This is a genomic window from Streptococcus sp. HMSC36C04 (genome assembly GCF_001839535.1).
Taxonomy (GTDB): Bacteria; Bacillota; Bacilli; order Lactobacillales; family Streptococcaceae; genus Streptococcus; species Streptococcus hominis.
In genome coordinates this window covers 465-21,023 of record NZ_KV841597.1, presented here as the reverse complement: position 1 = coordinate 21,023, position 20,559 = coordinate 465, and the positions used below count along the sequence as shown (strand labels likewise).

The 20,559-nt window shown below is 39.1% G+C and carries 21 protein-coding genes and 2 pseudogenes; 8 read left to right on the top strand and 15 right to left on the bottom strand.

Going from position 1 to position 20,559, the window contains the following annotated elements; genetic code table 11:
• The first annotated feature begins 108 nt into the window (after positions 1-108).
• The gene (locus HMPREF3249_RS05335; protein WP_022525076.1) at positions 109-720 is read left to right on the top strand and encodes a hypothetical protein; all 612 of its coding nucleotides are present in this window, start codon (positions 109-111) and stop codon (positions 718-720) included.
• Between the two features lie 46 nt (positions 721-766).
• Here HMPREF3249_RS05335 and HMPREF3249_RS05330 read toward each other — a convergent pair whose 3' ends face one another.
• The 4 genes from HMPREF3249_RS05330 to gndA form a co-directional block, all read right to left on the bottom strand.
• Entirely contained in the window at positions 767-1,582 is an 816-nt protein-coding gene (locus HMPREF3249_RS05330; RefSeq protein WP_003029933.1) for an endonuclease/exonuclease/phosphatase family protein, read from the bottom strand.
• Positions 1,583-1,598: 16 nt separating this feature from the next.
• Positions 1,599-3,788 carry a PTS transporter subunit IIBC gene (locus HMPREF3249_RS05325; RefSeq protein ID WP_049534654.1) on the bottom strand — a complete coding sequence of 730 codons (2,190 nt, stop codon included), beginning with the start codon at positions 3,786-3,788 and terminating at the stop codon, positions 1,599-1,601.
• A gap of 211 nt (positions 3,789-3,999) precedes the next feature.
• Positions 4,000-4,689 (bottom strand): response regulator transcription factor, encoded by a 690-nt coding sequence (locus HMPREF3249_RS05320; RefSeq protein WP_022526966.1) that lies wholly within the window; start codon positions 4,687-4,689, stop codon positions 4,000-4,002.
• A gap of 8 nt (positions 4,690-4,697) precedes the next feature.
• Positions 4,698-6,122 (bottom strand): NADP-dependent phosphogluconate dehydrogenase, encoded by a 1,425-nt coding sequence (gene gndA, locus HMPREF3249_RS05315; RefSeq protein ID WP_059221018.1) that lies wholly within the window; start codon positions 6,120-6,122, stop codon positions 4,698-4,700.
• Positions 6,123-6,326: 204 nt separating this feature from the next.
• Between gndA and HMPREF3249_RS05310 the strand changes: the two genes are divergently transcribed.
• Genes HMPREF3249_RS05310 through HMPREF3249_RS05295 form a run of 4 tightly spaced genes read left to right on the top strand, consistent with a single transcriptional unit; the run spans position 6,327 to position 8,655 of the window.
• Positions 6,327-6,992, top strand: coding sequence for a TetR/AcrR family transcriptional regulator (locus HMPREF3249_RS05310; protein ID WP_049534658.1), 666 nt, complete (start codon positions 6,327-6,329; stop codon positions 6,990-6,992).
• On the top strand, positions 6,982-7,716 hold the full coding sequence (locus HMPREF3249_RS05305; protein WP_003029928.1) for an ABC transporter ATP-binding protein: 735 nt from the start codon (positions 6,982-6,984) through the stop codon (positions 7,714-7,716). The genes HMPREF3249_RS05310 and HMPREF3249_RS05305 overlap by 11 nt, the downstream gene beginning before the upstream one ends.
• Positions 7,700-8,428 (top strand): ABC transporter permease, encoded by a 729-nt coding sequence (locus tag HMPREF3249_RS05300; RefSeq protein ID WP_003029927.1) that lies wholly within the window; start codon positions 7,700-7,702, stop codon positions 8,426-8,428. The genes HMPREF3249_RS05305 and HMPREF3249_RS05300 overlap by 17 nt, the downstream gene beginning before the upstream one ends.
• Positions 8,428-8,655, top strand: a complete 228-nt coding sequence (locus HMPREF3249_RS05295) for a hypothetical protein (RefSeq protein WP_003029926.1) — start codon at positions 8,428-8,430, stop codon at positions 8,653-8,655. The genes HMPREF3249_RS05300 and HMPREF3249_RS05295 overlap by 1 nt, the downstream gene beginning before the upstream one ends.
• A 122-nt stretch (positions 8,656-8,777) precedes the next feature.
• Here the strand turns inward: HMPREF3249_RS05295 and HMPREF3249_RS05290 are convergent, their stop codons facing one another.
• Entirely contained in the window at positions 8,778-9,317 is a 540-nt protein-coding gene (locus HMPREF3249_RS05290; RefSeq protein ID WP_003029925.1) for a DUF177 domain-containing protein, read from the bottom strand.
• Between the two features lie 187 nt (positions 9,318-9,504).
• On the opposite strand from HMPREF3249_RS05290, the gene HMPREF3249_RS05285 reads away from it, so the two are divergent.
• A complete protein-coding gene (locus HMPREF3249_RS05285; RefSeq protein WP_003041551.1) occupies positions 9,505-9,705 on the top strand; it encodes a hypothetical protein in 201 nt (66 codons plus the stop codon).
• Positions 9,689-10,918 (top strand): MFS transporter, encoded by a 1,230-nt coding sequence (locus HMPREF3249_RS05280; RefSeq protein ID WP_003029922.1) that lies wholly within the window; start codon positions 9,689-9,691, stop codon positions 10,916-10,918. Before HMPREF3249_RS05285 ends, HMPREF3249_RS05280 begins: the two co-directional genes overlap by 17 nt.
• Positions 10,919-10,955: 37 nt before the next feature.
• Here the strand turns inward: HMPREF3249_RS05280 and htpX are convergent, their stop codons facing one another.
• Together htpX and HMPREF3249_RS05270 are read right to left on the bottom strand one after the other, a co-directional pair.
• The gene (htpX, locus tag HMPREF3249_RS05275) at positions 10,956-11,858 is read right to left on the bottom strand and encodes a zinc metalloprotease HtpX (protein WP_003029919.1); all 903 of its coding nucleotides are present in this window, start codon (positions 11,856-11,858) and stop codon (positions 10,956-10,958) included.
• 1 nt (position 11,859) lies between these two features.
• Complete coding sequence (locus HMPREF3249_RS05270; RefSeq protein ID WP_006270461.1) at positions 11,860-12,420, bottom strand: LemA family protein; 561 nt, start codon at positions 12,418-12,420, stop codon at positions 11,860-11,862.
• A 147-nt stretch (positions 12,421-12,567) separates the two neighbouring features.
• On the opposite strand from HMPREF3249_RS05270, the gene rsmG reads away from it, so the two are divergent.
• Positions 12,568-13,281 carry a 16S rRNA (guanine(527)-N(7))-methyltransferase RsmG gene (rsmG, locus tag HMPREF3249_RS05265; protein ID WP_003041414.1) on the top strand — a complete coding sequence of 238 codons (714 nt, stop codon included), beginning with the start codon at positions 12,568-12,570 and terminating at the stop codon, positions 13,279-13,281.
• A 37-nt stretch (positions 13,282-13,318) separates the two neighbouring features.
• Here the strand turns inward: rsmG and HMPREF3249_RS05260 are convergent, their stop codons facing one another.
• The 8 genes and pseudogenes from HMPREF3249_RS05260 to HMPREF3249_RS05230 form a co-directional block, all read right to left on the bottom strand.
• On the bottom strand, positions 13,319-14,146 hold the full coding sequence (locus tag HMPREF3249_RS05260) for a glycosyltransferase family 8 protein (RefSeq protein ID WP_059221020.1): 828 nt from the start codon (positions 14,144-14,146) through the stop codon (positions 13,319-13,321).
• Positions 14,147-14,167: 21 nt separating this feature from the next.
• Complete coding sequence (locus HMPREF3249_RS05255; RefSeq protein ID WP_049534667.1) at positions 14,168-14,920, bottom strand: SDR family oxidoreductase; 753 nt, start codon at positions 14,918-14,920, stop codon at positions 14,168-14,170.
• A gap of 32 nt (positions 14,921-14,952) precedes the next feature.
• Complete coding sequence (locus HMPREF3249_RS05250) at positions 14,953-15,789, bottom strand: energy-coupling factor transporter transmembrane component T family protein (RefSeq protein ID WP_003023551.1); 837 nt, start codon at positions 15,787-15,789, stop codon at positions 14,953-14,955.
• Positions 15,782-16,585 (bottom strand): annotated as a pseudogene (locus HMPREF3249_RS09790) (energy-coupling factor ABC transporter ATP-binding protein); the annotation flags it as partial. The pseudogene HMPREF3249_RS09790 and the gene HMPREF3249_RS05250, both read right to left, overlap by 8 nt.
• 24 nt (positions 16,586-16,609) lie before the next feature.
• A pseudogene (locus HMPREF3249_RS09785) lies at positions 16,610-17,461 on the bottom strand (DUF3744 domain-containing protein); the annotation flags it as partial.
• A gap of 10 nt (positions 17,462-17,471) precedes the next feature.
• The gene (locus tag HMPREF3249_RS05240; RefSeq protein WP_049534669.1) at positions 17,472-18,233 is read right to left on the bottom strand and encodes a nucleoside phosphorylase; all 762 of its coding nucleotides are present in this window, start codon (positions 18,231-18,233) and stop codon (positions 17,472-17,474) included.
• 681 nt (positions 18,234-18,914) lie between these two features.
• Positions 18,915-19,460, bottom strand: coding sequence for an ECF-type riboflavin transporter substrate-binding protein (locus HMPREF3249_RS05235; RefSeq protein ID WP_070867511.1), 546 nt, complete (start codon positions 19,458-19,460; stop codon positions 18,915-18,917).
• 18 nt (positions 19,461-19,478) lie between these two features.
• A complete protein-coding gene (locus HMPREF3249_RS05230; protein ID WP_021001990.1) occupies positions 19,479-20,327 on the bottom strand; it encodes an SAM hydrolase/SAM-dependent halogenase family protein in 849 nt (282 codons plus the stop codon).
• Positions 20,328-20,559 lie beyond the last annotated feature (232 nt).

The following is a 20,559-nucleotide window of genomic DNA, read 5'->3' as shown; positions in this document are numbered from 1 at the left end:
GATAGGACCTTCCTCACGAAAACATATAATAATCCGTTATCCTATTTACTTCTCTCGAGAAATTTTATATAATAAATTGTAAACGTTATCATTTTAAGGAGAATTATGATGAAAAGATTTTTTTCTGTTGCCTTTTTTAAAGACAAAAAGAATATCGCTATTCTAACGCTAGTAGTTCTTTTATTGGGATCGTTTTCTGCCATGGGAAACCAGCAGAAGGACGAGAAAGAATATAAGGTACAGATTCAAAAATTAACAAAAAGCAATGAAGAAGCCGCGAAAGACTACAAAACATTAAAAAATGAGTTTGACTCCTACAAAAAAGAAAACGAGCAATATATTGCTCTAGGTAAAAAAGAGGAACAGACAAAGAAAGAGAAAGCCGCAGAGGAAAAGAAGAAAAAGGAAGCGGAAAAAGCTAAGCAAGAAAAAGAGGCTGCAGAAAAAACAGCAAAAGAACAAGAAATAGCTAGACAAGCAGAAGAAAAACGAAAACAAGAAGAAGCAGCTGCCGCTCAAGCGCAGCAACAACAAGAGGCTGCTGCAGCAAAAGAAGCTCAACAGCAGGAACGAACCGTTTATGTAGCTCGTAATGGAACTGCTGATGTTTATTGGTACAACTTAGATAATATGCCACGCAATACACGGTTTGACAGAGTAGTCACCATGACCGAGGCCGACGCTATCAATGCTGGAAAACACCACACCTCTAAAGAATGACAATCAAAAACGGGAAGTTCAAGATAAAACTTCCCGTTTTTGATTGTTAAAATGCAACTTCTGCTTCTAACCCAAAATGGTCACTAACAACAGGTGTTGCTTTGCCGTCAAAAACAACAGCAGATTTTTCAATGTTGAAATCTTTACTTGTAAAGATATAATCAATTTTTAGAGCTTCCTTATTTCCAGCCCAGCCAGCAATATCGCCTTCAACCGTTGCTGTACCAACGACTGTAGCAGCAACAGCATGACTATCTTGCAAAGCAAGTGGACTTCTTAAAATGTGCTGATAGCCTTCATAACCGACAGGATTGTTAAAATCTCCCATCAATACCAAAGGCATGTTGCATTGTAACAATTCTTCTTCTATCTGTGCCCACTCTTCTTGGAAGCCTTTATTCCACCAGGAAAGATGACAGGAAGCCACCGTTACAAGCCGTCCATCAACTTCTGTTTCCGCCAAAAGTACTTTTCTAGTGTGATAATCCGTTGGATCGTTGGCATCTGAAACCAATAACTCCCTTGGTTTCAATGGATTTAAGGATAAAATAGCAACTCCCTCATGAAACCGATCAAAACCAATATGATTATAAGCCCAAGACCAATGATAAATAAGACCTTTCTCTACCAATCTCTCCACAAGACAATGTGCAAAGTGGTCTTTATGAATCGCAATAGCACCATCTACCGCATGATAAAATGGAGCCTGAACAACCTGTTCAGACTCCATTTCTTGATTGACTTCCTGCAGGCAAATGACATCATATTTTTCTTGAAGAATCCGCTCAGCTAGTTGATCTAGCTTTTTTTCTTGCTCATCTTCCATCCAACTATGAGTATTTAAAGTCAGGAATTTTGCCATGATTTCTCTTTTCTATTTACAATTCTACTTTAGCAACAACCGTTTTCGCTGCTACTTTGCCGAATGTTTCAACCGTTACAGATTTAATAGCTTGTGCATTTGTGAAGACAACAACTGTTGAAGTTTCACGACCTGCCGCTTTGATAGCTTCTAAATCAGCTGTCACAAGAAGATCACCTGCTGCAACTTTTTGTCCTTCTGCAACATGTACTTCAAATGGTTTACCTTCAAGACTGACTGTATCAAGTCCGATATGAACAAGCACTTCAAGACCATTATCAGTCAAGAGACCAAGAGCGTGTTTTGTAGGGAAAATGCTTGTAACAGTACCTGCTACTGGTGAGTAGATATTCCCATTTTCAGGTTCAACTGCAAATCCGTCACCCATCATTTTTTGTGAGAAGACAGGATCTTTCACATCAGAGATAGCAATGACTTCACCGTCAGCAACCGTTTCAACTTCTTCTGTTACACCTTTGTAGCTCACTTCCGCAGCTTGTGAAGCTGTCATTTGACTCGGAAGAGTTTCAGGAATCACTTCACCTGAGTCAAGTAAGTCTTGAATATCAGATTTAAGAACATCCGCTTTCGGACCATAAATAGCTTGAACACCTTGGCCTTTCATCACCAAGCCCATTGCTCCTTCAGCTTTCCATTGTTCTTCTGTACCAACTTTTTCACCATCTTTGACAGTCACACGGAGACGTGTCATACAGGCATCTACATCAACGATATTTGCGCGTCCGCCAAGAAGGTTGATAATATTTACTGCTTGAGAAGCTTCAGCTACTTTGCCACCAGCTTGAGCAGATGAATCACTATCTTCTCCATCAGCTGTTTCATAGTTACCATTACGTCCTGGAGTTGCGTAGTTAAATTTCTTAATCATAAAGTTGGCAATAAAGTACATTCCAACTGCAAAGAGAACTGTTACCCAAATAAAGTTAATGATATCCATACCCAAACCAGCGTTGATTGCAAGTGGGGTACGAGTTAAGAATTCGATCGAACCAAATGAGTGAACACGCAAGTGAACAACGTCAGCCATTGCAAAGGCTAACCCTTGCACAACTGCATACACCAAATAAAGAGGTGTTGCAACAAACATAAACATGTATTCAATTGGTTCTGTAACACCTGTTAAGAAAGTTGCAAGTCCTGTTGCAATCATCATCCCTTTGTATTTATGTTTCTTATCATCATCTACATTTCGATAAATTGCAAAGGCAACCCCCATCAAAATACCAAATGAACCAATCATTTGCCCAACTTTAAAACGAGCTGGAGTAATACTATTTAGAAGATGTTGATATTGGTCAGCGTGTGAACCTTTTAAATTAACAAGGTCTGTTACCCAAGCCAACCATAATGGATCTTGACCAAATACAGTCGTTCCTTTAGCAGCCCCTGTCAACACTTCATATGTCCCACCTAATTGAGTATAGTTGATTGGAATTGTCAACATATGGTGAAGTCCAAATGGTAAAAGAAGACGTTCTAAAGTACCAAACAAGAATGGTGCGAGAATTGGAGCTGTCTTTTGAGAGTTAGCAATCCAAATACCAAAATTGTTGATTCCAGTTTGAACAACTGGCCAAAATACTGCAAGAATCAAAGCCACAATTGTAGAACGCAAAATAACAACGAATGGCACAAACCGTTTACCATTAAAGAATGAAAGCGCATCTGGTAATTTACGGTAATTATAATATTTGTTGTAAGCAGTTGCTCCAACAAAACCGGCAATGATACCAACAAACACCCCCATATTAAGAGCAGGAGCTTCAAGTACACTTACAAAATAATCAGCCACCTTAATGGTTCCACCAAAGACAGTTTTTACAGTAGCTCCTTGTTTTGTAAGAAGGTCTGAAGTTACTCCAAAAAAGACCCCTGTAATACGGTTAATTAAAATAAATGAAAGTCCGGCCGCAAATGCACCACCAGCACGTTCCTTTGCCCAGCTACCTCCAATAGCTAATGCAAACAAAATGTGAAGGTTTCCGATAACTCCCCAACCAATTTGCTCAAGAATACCGCCTGTTGTAACAAGAGCAGCTACGTTTGGATTGATCATTGGAATTGATTTACCAATACTGATCATCAAACCAGCCGCGGGCATTACTGCGATAACGACCATCAGAGCTTTTCCGAATTTTTGCCAAAATTCGAAACTGAATATGTTTTTGAATGTCTCTTTCATCATTCATATCTCCTTATAAAATTTTCCGCAAGCGCTTTCCGCAAACGTTTGCATTTATTTGACTCTTTAATTATATCATATATTTCTATTTTGTAAAGCGTTTTTATATAATATTTTAAAAATTTTTCCTATTTCTTGCTTACAAATTGTAATAGACTAGGGAAATACGCCCATTAGAAAAGGGCAGAAAAACGATATTTCCTGCACCTCAGAGTTATTCTTGCATAACATAACCAACACCACGCACGGTTTTTATATAACTTTTTTGCCCCACTATATCAATTTTACTACGAAGATAGCGAATATAAACATCGACAACATTTGTTTCAACAGCTCCTTCGTATTTCCACACGCGTTCTAACAACTGTTCACGGCTTAAAGCCTGATGACTTCCCATCAATGTTGCTAATAAATCATACTCTCTTCGAGTCAAAGCAATCACTTCTTCACCTCGATAAACTGTATGATTTTGCACATCAATCCGAAGATTCCGATAAGATGTTGGAACTTTCATCTGACTACAATGCTGGTCAATAAAATCACGCCCACGAAAAATGGCAGAAATTTTTTCAACTAAGTCCGTCACAATGAATGGTTCTACCATGTAAGCAACAGCAAAGCGTTGGATTTCCTCAGTATATTGAAGAATATTATCACGATTATCCAATACAATGATGACCGAAGCAGGCTTTATCACACTTAATTGTGCGGCAAATTCTGTTCCTGTCATATCGTCAAGCATAAAATTCAACAGGAATAAATCGTATTGATTAGCTCTCGCAGACGCCAAAGCATCTTTTCCTGTTTCAAAAAGATCAACTCGATAACCTTCTTTTTGTAGCTCTAAGCCAATAAATTGCGCTAATTTTTTTTCTTTCTCAACTAATAAAATCCGCTTCGCCATAGCCTATCCTATTTTTCATCATACCAAGAATAGTGGTAAATTCCTTCTTTGTCCTTGCGTTCATACGTATGCGCACCAAAGTAATCGCGTTGCGCTTGAATTAAATTGGCTGGCAAGTTTTCTGCACGATAGCTATCAAAGTAAGCAATCGCACTAGAGAACGTTGGTACCGGCACACCTGCTTGAACAGCCAACGCCACTACATCACGAACAGCTTGTTGGTATTTGGCAGTGACGTCCATAAAATATTCGTCAAGCAGTAAGTTTGCAAGATCTGGATTACGTCCGTATGCATCTGTAATTTTTTGCAAGAAACGAGCACGAATGATACAACCAGCACGCCAAATAGAAGCAATTTCACCAAACGGAAGATTCCAATCCTGTTCTTTAGATGCTACACGCAATTGTGAGAAACCTTGTGCATAAGACATAATTTTCGAGAAGTAGAGGGCTTGACGAATTTTTTCAATCAATTCAGCCTTGTCTCCTTCAAATTTAATAGCAGTAGGTTTTGGAAGAACCTTGCTAGCCTGAACACGTTCTTCTTTGTAAGCAGAAATATAACGCGCAAAAACAGACTCCGTGATAAGTGGAAGTGGAACACCAAAATCAAGAGCTGATTGGCTCGTCCATTTTCCTGTTCCTTTATTTCCAGCTGCATCCAAGATGTAATCAACGATTGGTCCATCTTGTCCTTCATCATCTTTACGTGTCAAAATATCAGCAGTGATTTCAATCAGATAGCTATCCAACTCACCCTTATTCCATTCAGTAAAGATTTCAGCCATTTCTGCTGCTGAAAATCCAAGCAAGTGCTGCATTAAATCATAACTTTCTGCAATCAGTTGCATATCGCCATACTCAATCCCATTGTGGACCATTTTTACATAATGACCTGCACCATTTGGTCCGATATAAGTTACACATGGTGCCCCATCCTCTGGCGCTTTCGCTGAAATTTCTTCCAATACATCTGCTACCAATTCATAGGCTTCTTTTTGTCCACCAGGCATGATAGATGGACCTTCAAGCGCACCTTTTTCACCACCAGATACTCCTGTCCCGATAAAATTGATTCCAGAATTTGCCAATTCTTCTGAACGACGAATAGTATCTTTATAGAACGTATTTCCACCGTCAATCAAGATATCTCCCTTATCCAGGAACGGTAATAATGCTTGAATCGTTGCGTCTGTCCCTGGCCCAGCTTTAACCATGAGCATGATCCGACGTGGTTTTTCAATAGAATTCACAAAACTTTCCACATCGTAACTTGGAACAAAGTTTTTTTCAGGATGAGATGCAATCACATCCTCTGTTTTATTCGCTGACCGGTTGTAAATTGCTACTGTATAGCCACGAGATTCGATGTTTAGGGCAAGGTTACGACCCATAACGGCCATACCCACAACGCCAAAGTTTGCTTTTGTCATGTCTTACTCCTATTTATAGTTACTAGTCTTATTGTAACATTTTGCAAGCATAATTGAAAGTACTTTGCCATGATATGAATTATAAAAAGAGCGAAACTGCAACTAGGTGAACAAAATATTTTTCACTGCTTGACAAAAAAGACCTTTTGTTATATAATAAAAACCGACCAGTCGGTATGTATTTTAAAAAAGAAGGTAAATAATATGCAAAAAAAGTATGATTCAAAGGTTACTATCGAAACCATTTTAACTGTTTCAACCAAATTATTTTTAGAAAAAGGTTTTGATAAAACCAGTATGCGAGATATTGCAGAAGCAGCAAATGTGTCAAAAGGTGCCATTTATCATCATTTCAAATCGAAAGATGATGTTATAAATGCTGTAACAAAAAGGCAAACTGAAGCTACAAAAGAGACAATGAAGCTCTTACTATCCCAAACAAGCTCTCTGAGCGGAAAAGAACAATTGTCACTTATTTTAGAAAAGACTATTGAAAATCAAGAAATTCATTATTTAGATGATGCCATGGTTCCAAAAATGAAAAGTGCAGAATTTGTTATCTCCTACATGAAAGATTGTGTAAATAACGATGCTCCTTTTCTTTCTAAAATTATTCAAAAAGGGATTGATGATGGATCTATTGTTACAAAATATCCTGATGAATGCGCAGAAATCTTTTTGCTATTATTAAATGTGTGGTGTGACCCTGCGGTATTTACTTGTGATGAAGAGAAGCTATTAACACGATTAAATTTCTTACAAACCCTAATGGCTTCTCTAGGCATTGATGTATTGAATAATACGCTCATTGAAAAATTCATGAACTTATTGCACAGATTATATTTTAAGGAGGGTAACAATGAAACATAATTTAGCAGTCGAAACAGACAATCTAACCAAAACCTTTGATAAAAAAGAGGTTATCAGAGCTTGCAATATTCACGTAGAAAAAGGGAGTATCTACGGATTTCTAGGAGCAAATGGAGCTGGAAAAACAACTGTATTTAAACTACTGTCCGGGCTACTCATACCAACAATGGGCAAGATACAAATCTTGGGATTAGATATTGGAAAACAGCGAAATGAAATCCTATCAGAAATAGGCACCTTAATTGAAACACCTGTATTTTATGAACATTTATCAGCCGAGGAAAATTTACAAATCCATCTCTCCTATATGGGAAAAGAAGGTAAAGATTGTGTCTCTGCTTTGCAAAAGGTTGGGCTAAATAACACTGGAACCTTGCCAGTATCTAAATTTTCTTTGGGCATGCGACAACGTTTAGCAATCGCGCGAGCCATTGTCCATGAACCAGAACTACTCATCTTAGACGAACCAATAAATGGTCTGGATCCTATGGGAATCAGAGAAATGCGAGAATTATTCTTGCAACTAAAGAATGAACAAGGTATGACCATTCTAGTATCTAGCCATATATTAAGTGAAATAGAACATATTGCAGATACTATCGGTGTCATTGTGAATGGCACCGTTGTAGAGGAAGTTAGCTTGTCTGCAATAGAAAATCAATTCCCAAATGGACTGGAAGACTATTTCTTCAATATCATGAGTGGGGGTGAAAAAATTGTTTAAATTGATAAAATTAGAATTAAAAAGAAATAATATCAAAACATATGTAATTGCAAGTAGCGTTACCTTTATTGTAATGCTTGGCTTTATTTACTTGTTTGCATATGCCCCTCAAATAAATCCAGACCCAGATCTACAAATATTTGCAGGATATCCTAAAATTATTTCCTTATTTTCAACACTAAGTATGGCTGTCTTCGCAACACTCTCTGCCACCATGTGTACACGGTTTATCATTGATGAATACAAAGATAAACGAGCTATTTTATTATTTTCCTACCCTATCAGAAGAGATAAAATATTATGTTCAAAATTAATGGTTGTCTTTCTTTTTACGCTCATGGCAATGGTATCTTGTAATGTGCTAGCCTTTGGAATATTTGGCATCACAGAGTCCATTAGTCCTTTGGTTGAAGGCACATGGACTGTCTCTCTTATGATGAGAGCAATCAAAATAACAATCATCATGTCCATGATAGCAGCATCAACTGGGATTATAGCTGTAGGTATTGGTTTTTTGAAAAAATCTATACCAACTACCATTTTGTCGGCTGTCTTTCTTTCCTCTTTATTTTGTAATATCCTGTTTAGTTTTATAGGAAATAGCAATAAAAATGATGTAGCCGCTCTTATCTTAATGTGCCTTACTGTTTTGGGTGGAATTGGTGTGTCATTGTTGCTTACTAAAAAAATAAACCATATGGAGGTAGAATAATGGAACGGACCTTAGATAATACAGTTAATACTGTGCTTGAAAGCATTTTTGGTAAAAACGGTTTGCAAATCAATATGATTTTTGGATTTATCATCTTAGTAGTAGGAATAGGCATGTTTTTATTTTCAAAAAACAACTCGTCTTCCAAAAAGCGAACAATTGGATGGATTTGCATTGGATTAGGCTGCTTAGGAATTATCAGTGGTATCATTCAGTTATTGTTATAATTATTCTTAGTTACTTTCAATTTTCCAAGAGATATCCACGTCAAAAGAATAAATCCTAACATTTAAAAATATTAAAACACACAAATATATATTTGTGTGTTTCTTCTATCTGGATTATTAACTCAATTTTCTTCATCAAACAGGTTCTTCAGTCTAGCAAAAGGGCTCTTGCTTGCTTTTTGCTCTTCTTGCTGGCGGCGGTATTCTTCCTCGGTCATGACCTGCCAGTCTTGTCCCACTGGAAAATCCTGCCCTGCTTCTTCCTCAGCCGTCAAGACCTTAAGCGGGATATTGAGCAAGATATTATCCGCTACACTTTCTGCCAGATCAATCTCATCGCCCTCAAGCCCCAAAACGAGGTCATCATCAATCAAGTCTTGGCTGATCTTCTCGCCATGATTTTCCATGAAAATCTCATTGACTAAGTAAGTTTCCTTGCGCTCAACAGGCTCCATGCTGCGGCTGGACGCCAGAGTAATCGTGTAGGACAAATCATAGTCTAAAAAGTAAAGACCGTCCTCATACTGAGCCTTGCCTCTTGCAAGCACATCGCGGATACCCAAAATTTCAGGGTTACGCCCTTTTAAATCAGCAACTAAGTCAAAATTCACTTCAAAGTCTAGTCCATCGGGGTTCTTACGAATTTCATGAATATTTAGCATATACTTTTCCTCCAATATTCCTTAAACCATTATAGCATTTTCTTTCTGTTTGTGCGCCTTTCTTTGCAACTTACCCTGCCGTTTTCTACCAGTCACTTTCCCTTTGACACCACTTGGCTAAAAGACCTTGAAAACCCTGTTATACCCCGCTATAATGGTGGCAATAAAGCTTTTAGGAGAACAATTTATGAATATATACATTGAAAAGAAAAGAATTACTCTCACATCAAGTGAAAGTCGAATTGTTAAGCGAACCATAAAGAGTGATATTCGTCAGGTTTGGGAATTTGTCACACAGGGTAAAAGGTTTCAACTCAAAAGTCCTAGCCTCGCTAAACAACTTGTCAAAAAATATTCAGGAGATAAAGCAGATGAAACTATTGATTAAAAATTCACTTTTTCGTGTCATAGCTCTTTCTCGCTTTTTCAACTACTTAGGAGCCTCTATCTACAATCTTGTTTTTGTAGTTTTTGCAGCAAGTCTGCCCCATGCTAAATTCGCAGTTGGAACTGCCAATATTATCTTACTTGCTCCTATCCTTTTTACTGTTTATGTCGGTAAGCGGGCTGACCAAACGCACGAAAAAGGGTACTGGCTGATTGCCACAGGCTACATTCAAGCAATATTGTTTGTCCTTGTTGCAATGCTGACTTATCAAAAAAGTCTAATCGCTTTTTCCTTTGTTTGCTTAATTAACATCATCTCAGATATTCTCAGTGACTACCGCGGCGGTTTGCAAATGCCTATTTTCCAGAAAAATATTCCTGAAGAAGATCGTATGGAAGCCTATAGTTTTACTCAATTTCTCTCTATCATTTGTTCTATTTCGGGGCAAGCTCTGGGAGTATGGCTACTCGCCATTAGCAATCAAAATTTCTTTTTCGTTGCCTCTATCAATGCCCTAGCTTTCCTGCTTTCTTCAACTGTCCTCTATTTCTACCGCAAACAGCTAACTCATGCACCTGTCACTGTCAAAAAATTAGAGAAAAAGACTTCTTTCCTTACTCAAGCTAAAGAAATTTTTAAATTGGGCGAAGAAATTTTCCAAAAAGAAGAAAAAAGCAATTTTATACTGCTCCTAGCCAGCATTGCCATTATTAATGCCTTGGGTGGCAGCTTAAATGCCATCTTTAACCTCAGCCTTTTAAATCGTCCTTTCTGGAATTTCACTTTCAGTCAATCACTATTTCTCATTCAAGTAGTAGTCATGGCAGGTATGGTTCTCGGAAGTCTCACTCCCAGAGACTACTTTGCTAAACTCTCCGTCGCCCAAATTGTTTTATGGGCAATCCTTCCCATTGTTCTTATTGGATTAAATCAAATATTTTTTGGTTCTCAACTAATTACTCTTCTTTCCACCATGTTCCTCATGTATCTGGCAGCGAAGGTCAATCCCAAGCTCAATGCTCTTCTTCTCAACAGCCTTCCTTCTGATGTTCTCGCACAGACCAGCTCTTTTTTATCCCTTCTCTTTAGTCTCTCCCTTCCTGTCGGAACTACTCTTTTTACAGCTCTTGCTGTTTGGAATATGACTATTTGTTGGACTGTATTTACTCTACTAGGAGTACTCGCCCTTGGACTTGCTTGGAAAAACAGATAAGAAAACTCTCCCAGTTATGTCATTAGGAGAGTTATTTTTACATATTTTTCAAACGTTCAATCCGCTCACTAATCGGAGGGTGAGTGTGAAAAAGTTTTTGCAAACCACCTGGCTTTTTAGGGTCATTGATATAGAGAGCTGCACTAGCATCATCAACCTTGCGATGCATGGGCTCACTTCCATCTAACTTTTGCAAGGCATTGATCATACCTTGTGGATTACGAGTCAGCTCAACACTGGAGGCATCAGCTAAAAATTCCCGCTGGCGCGAAATAGCCAACTGCACCAAAGTTGCCGCTAGAGGAGCAAGAACAATGACTATCAAGGATAACAACAGCATGATGATTCCTAAACCACTGCTGCTATCACGATCATCATTGCTTCGACGTCGGCTGCCACCACCAAACCACATCATGCGTCCTGCGATACTGGACAACATCGTCACAGCACTTGCTAGAGCTACTGCAATCGTTGAAATTCGAATATCATAATTACGAATGTGACTCACTTCGTGTCCAATAACAGCTTCTAATTCTTCACGATTCATCATATTCAACAGACCTGTTGTCGCTGCTACTGCAGCATTTTCAGGTTTTGAGCCTGTTGCAAAAGCATTGGGTGATGAGTCTTCAACAATATACACTCGTGGCATAGGAACTTGGGCTACCATTGCCATATCTTCTACCACATGATAAAGATCAGGAGCCTCAGCTTCCGTGACTTGTCGAGCACCATTCATGGACATGACAACCTCGGTAGACTGAAAAATCATGCTAAAAGCATAAATCCCTCCAATGATAAAGGCAATCAACACTCCGCCAAGAATCGAATCGAACCACAAATAGCCAACTGCAGCACCAATAATCGCTAAGAGAGCAAAAAATGCAATCAAGAGAACCCACGTTCGTCTTTTATTACTAGCAATTTGATCAAAGAGCATATTAGTCACCTAAACCGCTAAAATCAACTTTTGGTACGGATTTTTCTTCCTCTGGAACAGCCAAGAAATCTGCTGGCTTAAAACTGAACATTCCAGCAATAATATTACTTGGAAATGTTTCTAACTTCACATTATAATTACTTGTTACACTATTATAAAGCTGACGAGAATACGAGATTTTATTTTCAGTATTAGTTAATTCTTCTTGCAATTTTACAAAATTTGTACTTGCTTGTAATTCTGGGTAATTTTCTGCAACAGCAAAAATTCCTGAGATCTGACGCGTCAAGGCATCACTTGCTTTCATAGCTTCTGCTGGAGTTGTTGCAGCAGCCACCTGCCGACGCAGTTCTGTTACTTTTTCAAACGTTGATGCTTCATATTTGGCATACCCTTTGACCGTTTCAATCAAATTTGGCAACAAGTCATTTCGACGTTTCAATTGAACATCAATCTGACTCCATGCTTCTTTGGTTTGCATGCGGCTTTTGACAAGACCATTGTAACTAGCAATTACAAACAGCACTAGTACCACTACAATAGCTAAAATAATTATCCACATAGTCATTCTCCTTTTAATTTATTATAGATATTATACCAGAAAAATGAAAATAATAAACATTTTGACTTCTTCAAAAGAGAAATTTTGAAGATTCTCTTCTGATTATTTGATATAATAGAAGCAAGAAGATACAAGTAAGGATAAATGATGACACCCAAAGAATTTTATGAACTTTTAAAACAGCAACAGATTGAACTCACGGACCAACAACAGATGCAGTTTGAACGCTATTTTGAACTGCTCGTTGAATGGAATAAAAAAATCAATCTGACAGCTATTACTGAGAAAAAGGAAGTCTATCTCAAGCATTTTTATGATTCCATTGCGCCAATTTTACAGGGATTGATTGACAATAAAGACATTAAACTGCTGGACATTGGAGCTGGAGCAGGTTTTCCGAGTCTTCCGATCAAAATTCTCTATCCAGCGCTAGATGTGACGATTATTGATTCTCTAAACAAGCGTATTCTGTTTTTAAATCACTTGGCTGACGAATTAGGTCTGGAAAAAGTTCATTTTTATCATGGTCGGGCAGAAGATTTTGCTCAAGATAAAGACTTTCGCGCCCAGTTTGATATTGTCACTGCACGCGCTGTCGCTCGTATGCAAATCTTAGCTGAACTGACCATTCCCTTTCTTAAAGTTGGTGGTCGCCTTTTAGCACTCAAAGCCAGCAATGCTCCTGAGGAATTGACAGAAGCAAAAACCGCGCTTAGCCTTCTTTTCAGCAAAGTCGAAGAAAACATTCATTACCAACTCCCCAATGGCGACCCGCGGTATATCACGGTTGTTGGCAAAAAAAAAGAAACTCCCAATAAATACCCGCGCAAAGCAGGGATACCTAATAAACGGCCGTTATAAAAAGAAAAGCCAACCATTTAATTGGTTGGTTTCGTTTTTATCTGCCAACTTTTCGGCTGCGATGTTGGTAATGCTTGTAAAGTGCGGCATAGCGTCCGTGGTATTCTGTCAGCCAAGGCTTATCTCGACCGCAAAAGTGAAGAAAAACGGTGTTCTCAATCACCCAATCCAAGTCCCACTCTCCTTTACTCCGAGCATAATACAGCACATTGTAGCGTGCATCATAATTATACAATTCATCTGGAATTTGAATTGTCAAATGCCCATACAAGGCATTCAGCACATCTTGATCCGGTAAAAAGAGTTTAAAACTATTTTGAGCAATGTAATCCAAAATAGCATCACGCTTCACTTCTCGCCGAATCTCAGCTAGATTCATCAGTAAAACGCCGGAATTGTAATAACTTTCTGCCTCAAAATTCTGCAAACGCATCTTATTGACTAAATCTGTCATATTGTCATCTGATCCATGACTGGCCGCAGCATACAAAGAAGCTCCCAACTCCATTTCATAAAGAGGACAAATGTCGTTCAAACATAAAATATCTGCATCCAAATAAAGAATCCGATCCAAATCTTGAGGAAGGTATTCATGTGCCAGCAAGCGATAGTAGATTGTTTCTGGATACCGATCAGTACTTGGAGCATCTTCAAAAGCTTTTTCACCAATCACAACCGGCTCATAGATGATTCCTAATGCTGCACAAAAATCCTCAATCTCCGCATTCTTTTCTAACAATTGTTTTTGCAAGACAAACACATGCAGCAAAGTTGAAGGTGTATTCAAATAAACTGAATACAAAGTCGTTTTAAATTGCTCTACATAGCGATCATCAATTGAAAACAAAAGGTTTATTTCTGTCATACTCTCCCCATTCTATCTCATCTATTCTTCTCGAAAAACAGGCTGCACTCCAAATGTTTGTGAAACAGGCATGATTTCAATCCGGTTAATATTGACATGAGGAGGCTGTCCAACAATCCAAGCAACAGTATTGGCAATATCAACTGGCTGAATAGCATGAGCTCCTTCATACAATTTTTCAGCTCGTTGATCGTCCCCTTTAAATCGGACATTTGAAAATTCTGTTCCCTCACAAAGACCGGGTTCAATGTTAGTAACACGAATATGATGTCCTGCCAAATCAGCACGTAAATTCAAAGAAAATTGCTTCACGAATGCTTTACTAGCTCCATAGACGTTGGCACCTGGATAAGGAACCGTTCCAGCAGTCGAACCTAGATTGATAATCAATCCGCTATCTCGCTCTACCATTTGCGGTAGGATCTGACGTGTTAGATAAACCAAACCAATAATATTGGTCTGAATCATCGTCAGCCAATCTTGCATATCTGCTTCATAAGCCTTGTCTAAGCCCAATGCCAGACCTGCATTGTTGACCAAAATATCAATCGGTCGCCAATCCTCTGGCAAACTTTCTAAGGCTTGATCCACGCTTTTTGTATCCGACACATCCATTTGAAGCGGATAAAAATTTTCAAGACCTAACTCCTCTTGAAGTTGCGTCAACTTTTCTAGTCTTCTCGCTGCTCCAATCACTCGGTGACCTTCTGCCACCAATCGACGACAAATAGCTTGACCAAAACCAGCTGAAGCTCCTGTTACCAATGCAATCATTTTCTTCCTCCTATGTACATTTCAATTCTCATTTATAACCAAGGATTGTAAAAGCGACCGTGATTGACAAAAAAGAGTAGGAAGCTCAGCAGTAAAAATAAAATAGCCAGCAAAATCACTTCAATATCCAACCTCTGAAAAGCCTGATAAGTGTACCAAGTCCGCTTTTTATTTTTACCAAAACGCCGCAATTCCATGGCTGTTGCAATCGTATCAATCCGCTCCAGTGAGCTAAAAATCAATGGAATAATGATTTGCAGGTTCCCTTTGATGCGCTGGCTTAATTTTGCTTTTTTGGACAATTCCAGTCCACGCGCTTCTTGCGACATTCTAATCAGGTAAAATTCCTCCTGCAGGTCAGGAATATAGCGCAGCGTCAAACTGACAGAATAGGCAATTTTATAAGGAATTCCGATTTGATTCATACTAGACGCAAACTGACTAGGGTGAGTGGTCATTAGAAAAATAACTGCCAAAGGAATGGTACAGAGATATTTCAAGAACAGATTAAACAGATAAAAGATTTCCTGCGCAGTTACGGTATAACTGCCCAATCCGCTGAACCAGACCGTCTGTTGGCCATAAATCTCCACTCCGTACTGAGGAGCAAACAGATAAACCATGATAAGATTCAAAGCGGCAAAAATACCTGCAAAAGCCAAAACAAACGATACATCTTTAAAATGAATGTTCGACACTCTAAAAAGAAAGAGTGATCCAATCGCAATGACCAACAGCAAGCGAGTATCGTAACTAATCATCGCTGCAGTTGATACCAAAATGAAAAACAGTAACTTACTCGCTCCGGATAGGCGATGCAAAAAGGTCGTTCCCGCATGGTAACCAATAAGTTTTTGCTGATTAAGCATGGCTTTCCTCCCTTTCTTGCATATAAAATTCTGTTAAAGCTAGTGGATCAACGTTTAATTTCTTAGCCAAGGAAAAGATAGACGTTTCCTTAAGGTTCGCTGCATGAATCAAAGTCTTATCTGTCAAAACTTCGGCCGGTGTTTTGTCTGCCAAGATCTTTCCGTCTAACATCACAACCGCACGGTCAGAATAATCCAGCATCAGCTGCATATCATGCGTAATCATGATAATCGTATGCCCTTTTTGGTTCAACTCATCTAAGAAATTCATGATTTCTGTATAATTGCGTTGATCTTGGCCAGCCGTTGGCTCATCTAAAAGGATAATCTCTGGATTTAACACTAAAATCGAAGCAATGGTCACCCGCTTCTTTTGCCCAAAAGACAGAGCAGAAATGGGCCAATGCCGAAATTCATATAAACCACAGGTTTTCAGCACAGCCAATACACGCTCTTTTATCTCATCTTCTGCAATCCCACGCAACTTCAAGCCCAAGGCAACCTCATCAAAAATCATGGTCGTAGAAATCATCTGATTTGGGTTTTGCAAAACGTAACCAATCCGTTCTGCCCGCTCCTTAATGGAATCGCCTTTGATGTCTCTTCCCTGCCAAGTATAGCTTCCTTCTGTTGCGATAAACTGGCAGAGCGCTTTAGCTAACGTGGATTTTCCAGCACCGTTTTTACCAACAATGGCAATTTTTTCTCCTTTAGAGATTGTAAAATCAATATCTTGTAAAACCTTTTTCTCACCGTATGCAAAGTGGACATTTTTCAACTTCAGCAAATCATCCTGGGCCTGTGGTTTTTGAATAGAGACTTTTTTACCCAAAAACTGAACAGCGGAGACATCTATCTGAGCTAAATTTGCCAACTGTGCAGAATTTTCCAGCTGAAAACCAAGCTGACGCAAGGTAGTCAGATAAAGCGGCTCTCGAATCCCATTTTCGGTTAATAACTGCGTATGCAGCAGGTCATCAGGACTGCCGTTAAAGAGAATTTGTCCGTCATTGATGAGGACAATCCGATCAATAGACCGATACAGTACATCTTCCAGACGGTGCTCGATAACAATCGTTGTCGTTCCTGCTTCCGCATGGATCTGATCAATCAGCTCAATCGTATCCTGTCCCGACTTCGGATCTAAGTTTGCCAAAGGCTCATCAAAGAGCAAAATCGGACTTTCATCAATCAGCACCCCAGCCAAACTGACCCGCTGCTTCTGCCCGCCAGATAAGTCTTGGGGGCGCTGGTGTAACAGCGATAACAAATCCAATTTCTCCGCCCACAAATGCACCTTGTCTTTCATCGTCGGCAAATCCATCATATCATTTTCCAAAGCAAAAGCCAGATCTTCCGCGACACTCAGCCCGATAAATTGACCGTCTGTGTCTTGCAAGACGGTACTGACAAGATTGGACAAGTCATAAATGCTGCTGCCAAACGCAGACTTACCTTGAATCCACAGATTCCCAGTCATTTCTCCATGATAAATAGTTGGAATAATGCCATTTAAGCATTGCCCAAGAGTGGACTTCCCCGAACCAGAAGGACCGACTATTAAGACCTTTTCTCCCTCATAAATCGTCAAATCAACATTTTTCAAGGTTGGTTCTGTCTGTGCTTGATACTGAAAACTAAAGTTTTCAAATTGAATAATTGGTTTTTTCATAGCATCTTCTCTATAAAGCAAGGGCGAGCTGAATCGCCAAGTTAGCCACTTTGTCTTTTTCGTCTAGGTCCGCATGATTGGCTAAATTGCGCATATCCCAGGCTTCTTCTGACAAGTGATCCGCCGCATAAAAGAAATGGCAAACGGAAATCTCACGAAAAGCTGCCAAAGCTGCAACTGCTGAACATTCCATATCTACACAAACAGCACCCATTTCTTTCCGCTTACGGAGTTTCGCAGCTGTTTCCCGATAAATACCATCTGTCGTCCAAACTTTCCCAGTCGAATGGGAAATCTTGTTTTTCGTTAAAAAAGAAAGCAGAAAATCCCGCAAGCCAACATTTACTTCTATCTCATCAGAAGCCGGCAGGTAATGATAACTGGTCCCTTCATCACGAATCGCAGTATGGGGCACGATAATAGATGTTTCCTTAATATCTTCATTCAAAACCCCACAAGTCCCAAAAAGAACCAGCTTCTTCATTCCAAAGGCAATCAAATCTTCCAAAATCGCCACACAGGCAGATGCCCCGACTGGTGCATTAAACAGAGCTATTTCTCTTTCTTCCACAAAAACCTTGTAAATAGGAATCTCAATATTTGCCATAGAAGTAGAAGCTAGCAACTCATGCTGAAAATCAGCCAGCATGCGCTTAAAGGTCTCACGGGCAAAGCAAGATACTACTGTTTCTGGAAAATTCGGCAACGCCTCAACCAAATCTTCTGGATTGATAATCGCCTGACGATTTTCATCAAATTCCTCTAAAATCATCCACTTCTCCTCTTGTACTTACTCATTCTATTGTAGCATAAAAGAAAATAAGATGAAAATCAATTTTGAAGTCCGCTAACACTGCCGCAAAATTAAACCTTGAACGTGAAAAAAATCTGACCAAACAAGAAGCGTTCAGCTTCCTGCCAAACCCTACACGGTTAATGAGAAAGTGCGACAATGGTTAAAATGCTCGACTCGATCGACGAAGCAAACCAAAACTCGTTGAGACTATCGACCCAGTCAACGAAGCAAACTAAAACTCATTAAAAGTATCGACCCGGTCGACGGGACAAACAAGAACTCGTTTCTTCTGTCTGAGCCTCGAACGACATGAACCAAAATCAGTTTGCTCCGTCCGAACCTCGGATGACATGAACTAAAACCAATTTGCTCCGTCTGCCCCTCGGATGACATGAACTAAAACTAGTTCGCTCCGTCTGAGCCTCAGAAAGCTTACCCAGACAATATTTTCCGTATTAGGTGCTTTCTTAAGCCTAAAAGCAAATGAAAAGCTCCATCATAGGGCATTTTGCCATTATAAAGTAAGAAACTGAGGCAAAAATGCTCAGCTCCTTTGTTTATATAGTTTATATAGTCATCAGAATTATAAGACGCAGTGGTGAGAATAGGAAAAAACATTTTCAAACCTTCGCTCCGTCTCACTCGCGCTTCCTGTCACTAATCTTTTTTCAAACTTTCTGATTTGGTTTGCGTGCGGGCATAAGCTAGCAAAAGCACTGTTCCTGCAATAGCAACCGTCAAACCATTAGAAATCATTGCAACAACGCCCTGTACAAACACCTTGTTTGCAGGCTCATTGTAAATCAAAATATCACCTAGCGGCGCAATGACAATCCACACCACAGCATTGGCCAACAGTTGAATTACATTGAACGATACAATATCTTTTGCTTCAAAAATACCTTGCACAACACGGATTCTTTTCCGAAACAGTCCAACAATCAAGCCAAACAAACCGCTGGCAATCACCCATGACCACCAAGGATTTCCATATTGCAAAGAGTCCTTTAAGGCATGCCCGATGAAACCCGTTAAAAATCCAACAATCGGACCAAAAATCACGCTAAACAAGGCCTGCAAAGCATACTGCAATTGAATGCTCGTATTTGGCACAGGAGTTGGAATACTAATCATTCCAATAACGACGAAGAGAGCTGCACCAATCCCCGTTGCGACAACACTTCTTATTGAATTATTTTTCATAATAATCTCCTTTATTATTTATTTTTCAATCCGCTTGATTTCAATACTCCATTGCGCTCCGACTCCTACATTATAGGCCTTCGCAAAAGACCCCTGATTGATAGCAAGACCAACACGATAAAGAGAATTGATATACAAAATAGGCTGACCAATCCGTACATCCGCAAAAGATTTCCCATAAGTCACCTGGTTCTGATAGACCAGCATATCGTTATTATAAATCGTGACCTCAAACCGATTACCAAATTCAGGACTAAGAGTATAAAATTCCTCACGTGTAATAGACGTCCATAGCGAACCAAAACGAACATCTAAAATATCAATAGCCCCACTAACAAAATCATTCCCAATTGTCGTTTCCACAACAGGAATTTCTACAATTTCATCTATACTTAATTCTGGGCCCACTTCTTCAAATGTAATGTGTCCGCTTGCTAACTTCGCACCAGTATAAGCATAAACATCTCGGCCATGAAACGTGTAAGAATGTTCCGTATTCTTCCGCCGGTTTTCCACTTCCGAAATCTCACGAATCGCTAGAATTCCCACATGTTTCTTGATAAACGAAAGTGTCCCATTATTTGGCGTGACAATATACTGATTTTGTACAGTTTTGGCAACCACGCTTTTACGCTTAGAACCGACACCTGGATCCACAACGGATACAAACGTTGTCCCTTCCGGCCAATAATTCACCGTTTGAAACAAACGATAGCTTCCCTCAAAAATATTATAAGGCGTAATATCATGGGTCAAATGATGTATTTTTAACGTTGGGGATTCCTCTAAAGCCACACCGACCATTGCTGATACAGCCCCATCTACCAAACCAAAATCTGACTGTAATACCAGTAAATTATTCTGCATTTTCTCTCCTTTATTACACTTATATCATAACATAAATTAAGTTTCTTATCCATATCTATTTTTTATCACGTTGATAAATACTCTCTATAGCTATTTGCCCATATCCCCCAATAACTAAATACAGAATAGCTACTTTAACAAAAAATATCATTCTAATTCAAACTTGGTACAAATCTCTAATATTAAAAAATAACATTAACCCGTGGTGCTAGTTAAACTCAAAACACTATAA

Coding starts and splice junctions, on each gene's coding strand:
- HMPREF3249_RS05335 (WP_022525076.1), top strand. CDS start 109: ATGAAAAGATTTTTTTCTGTTGCCTTTTTTAAAGACAAAAAGAATATC.
- HMPREF3249_RS05330 (WP_003029933.1), bottom strand. CDS start 1,582: ATGGCAAAATTCCTGACTTTAAATACTCATAGTTGGATGGAAGATGAG.
- HMPREF3249_RS05325 (WP_049534654.1), bottom strand. CDS start 3,788: ATGATGAAAGAGACATTCAAAAACATATTCAGTTTCGAATTTTGGCAA.
- HMPREF3249_RS05320 (WP_022526966.1), bottom strand. CDS start 4,689: ATGGCGAAGCGGATTTTATTAGTTGAGAAAGAAAAAAAATTAGCGCAA.
- gndA (WP_059221018.1), bottom strand. CDS start 6,122: ATGACAAAAGCAAACTTTGGCGTTGTGGGTATGGCCGTTATGGGTCGT.
- HMPREF3249_RS05310 (WP_049534658.1), top strand. CDS start 6,327: ATGCAAAAAAAGTATGATTCAAAGGTTACTATCGAAACCATTTTAACT.
- HMPREF3249_RS05305 (WP_003029928.1), top strand. CDS start 6,982: ATGAAACATAATTTAGCAGTCGAAACAGACAATCTAACCAAAACCTTT.
- HMPREF3249_RS05295 (WP_003029926.1), top strand. CDS start 8,428: ATGGAACGGACCTTAGATAATACAGTTAATACTGTGCTTGAAAGCATT.
- HMPREF3249_RS05290 (WP_003029925.1), bottom strand. CDS start 9,317: ATGCTAAATATTCATGAAATTCGTAAGAACCCCGATGGACTAGACTTT.
- HMPREF3249_RS05285 (WP_003041551.1), top strand. CDS start 9,505: ATGAATATATACATTGAAAAGAAAAGAATTACTCTCACATCAAGTGAA.
- HMPREF3249_RS05280 (WP_003029922.1), top strand. CDS start 9,689: ATGAAACTATTGATTAAAAATTCACTTTTTCGTGTCATAGCTCTTTCT.
- htpX (WP_003029919.1), bottom strand. CDS start 11,858: ATGCTCTTTGATCAAATTGCTAGTAATAAAAGACGAACGTGGGTTCTC.
- HMPREF3249_RS05270 (WP_006270461.1), bottom strand. CDS start 12,420: ATGTGGATAATTATTTTAGCTATTGTAGTGGTACTAGTGCTGTTTGTA.
- rsmG (WP_003041414.1), top strand. CDS start 12,568: ATGACACCCAAAGAATTTTATGAACTTTTAAAACAGCAACAGATTGAA.
- HMPREF3249_RS05260 (WP_059221020.1), bottom strand. CDS start 14,146: ATGACAGAAATAAACCTTTTGTTTTCAATTGATGATCGCTATGTAGAG.
- HMPREF3249_RS05255 (WP_049534667.1), bottom strand. CDS start 14,920: ATGATTGCATTGGTAACAGGAGCTTCAGCTGGTTTTGGTCAAGCTATT.
- HMPREF3249_RS05250 (WP_003023551.1), bottom strand. CDS start 15,789: ATGCTTAATCAGCAAAAACTTATTGGTTACCATGCGGGAACGACCTTT.
- HMPREF3249_RS05240 (WP_049534669.1), bottom strand. CDS start 18,233: ATGATTTTAGAGGAATTTGATGAAAATCGTCAGGCGATTATCAATCCA.
- HMPREF3249_RS05235 (WP_070867511.1), bottom strand. CDS start 19,460: ATGAAAAATAATTCAATAAGAAGTGTTGTCGCAACGGGGATTGGTGCA.
- HMPREF3249_RS05230 (WP_021001990.1), bottom strand. CDS start 20,327: ATGCAGAATAATTTACTGGTATTACAGTCAGATTTTGGTTTGGTAGAT.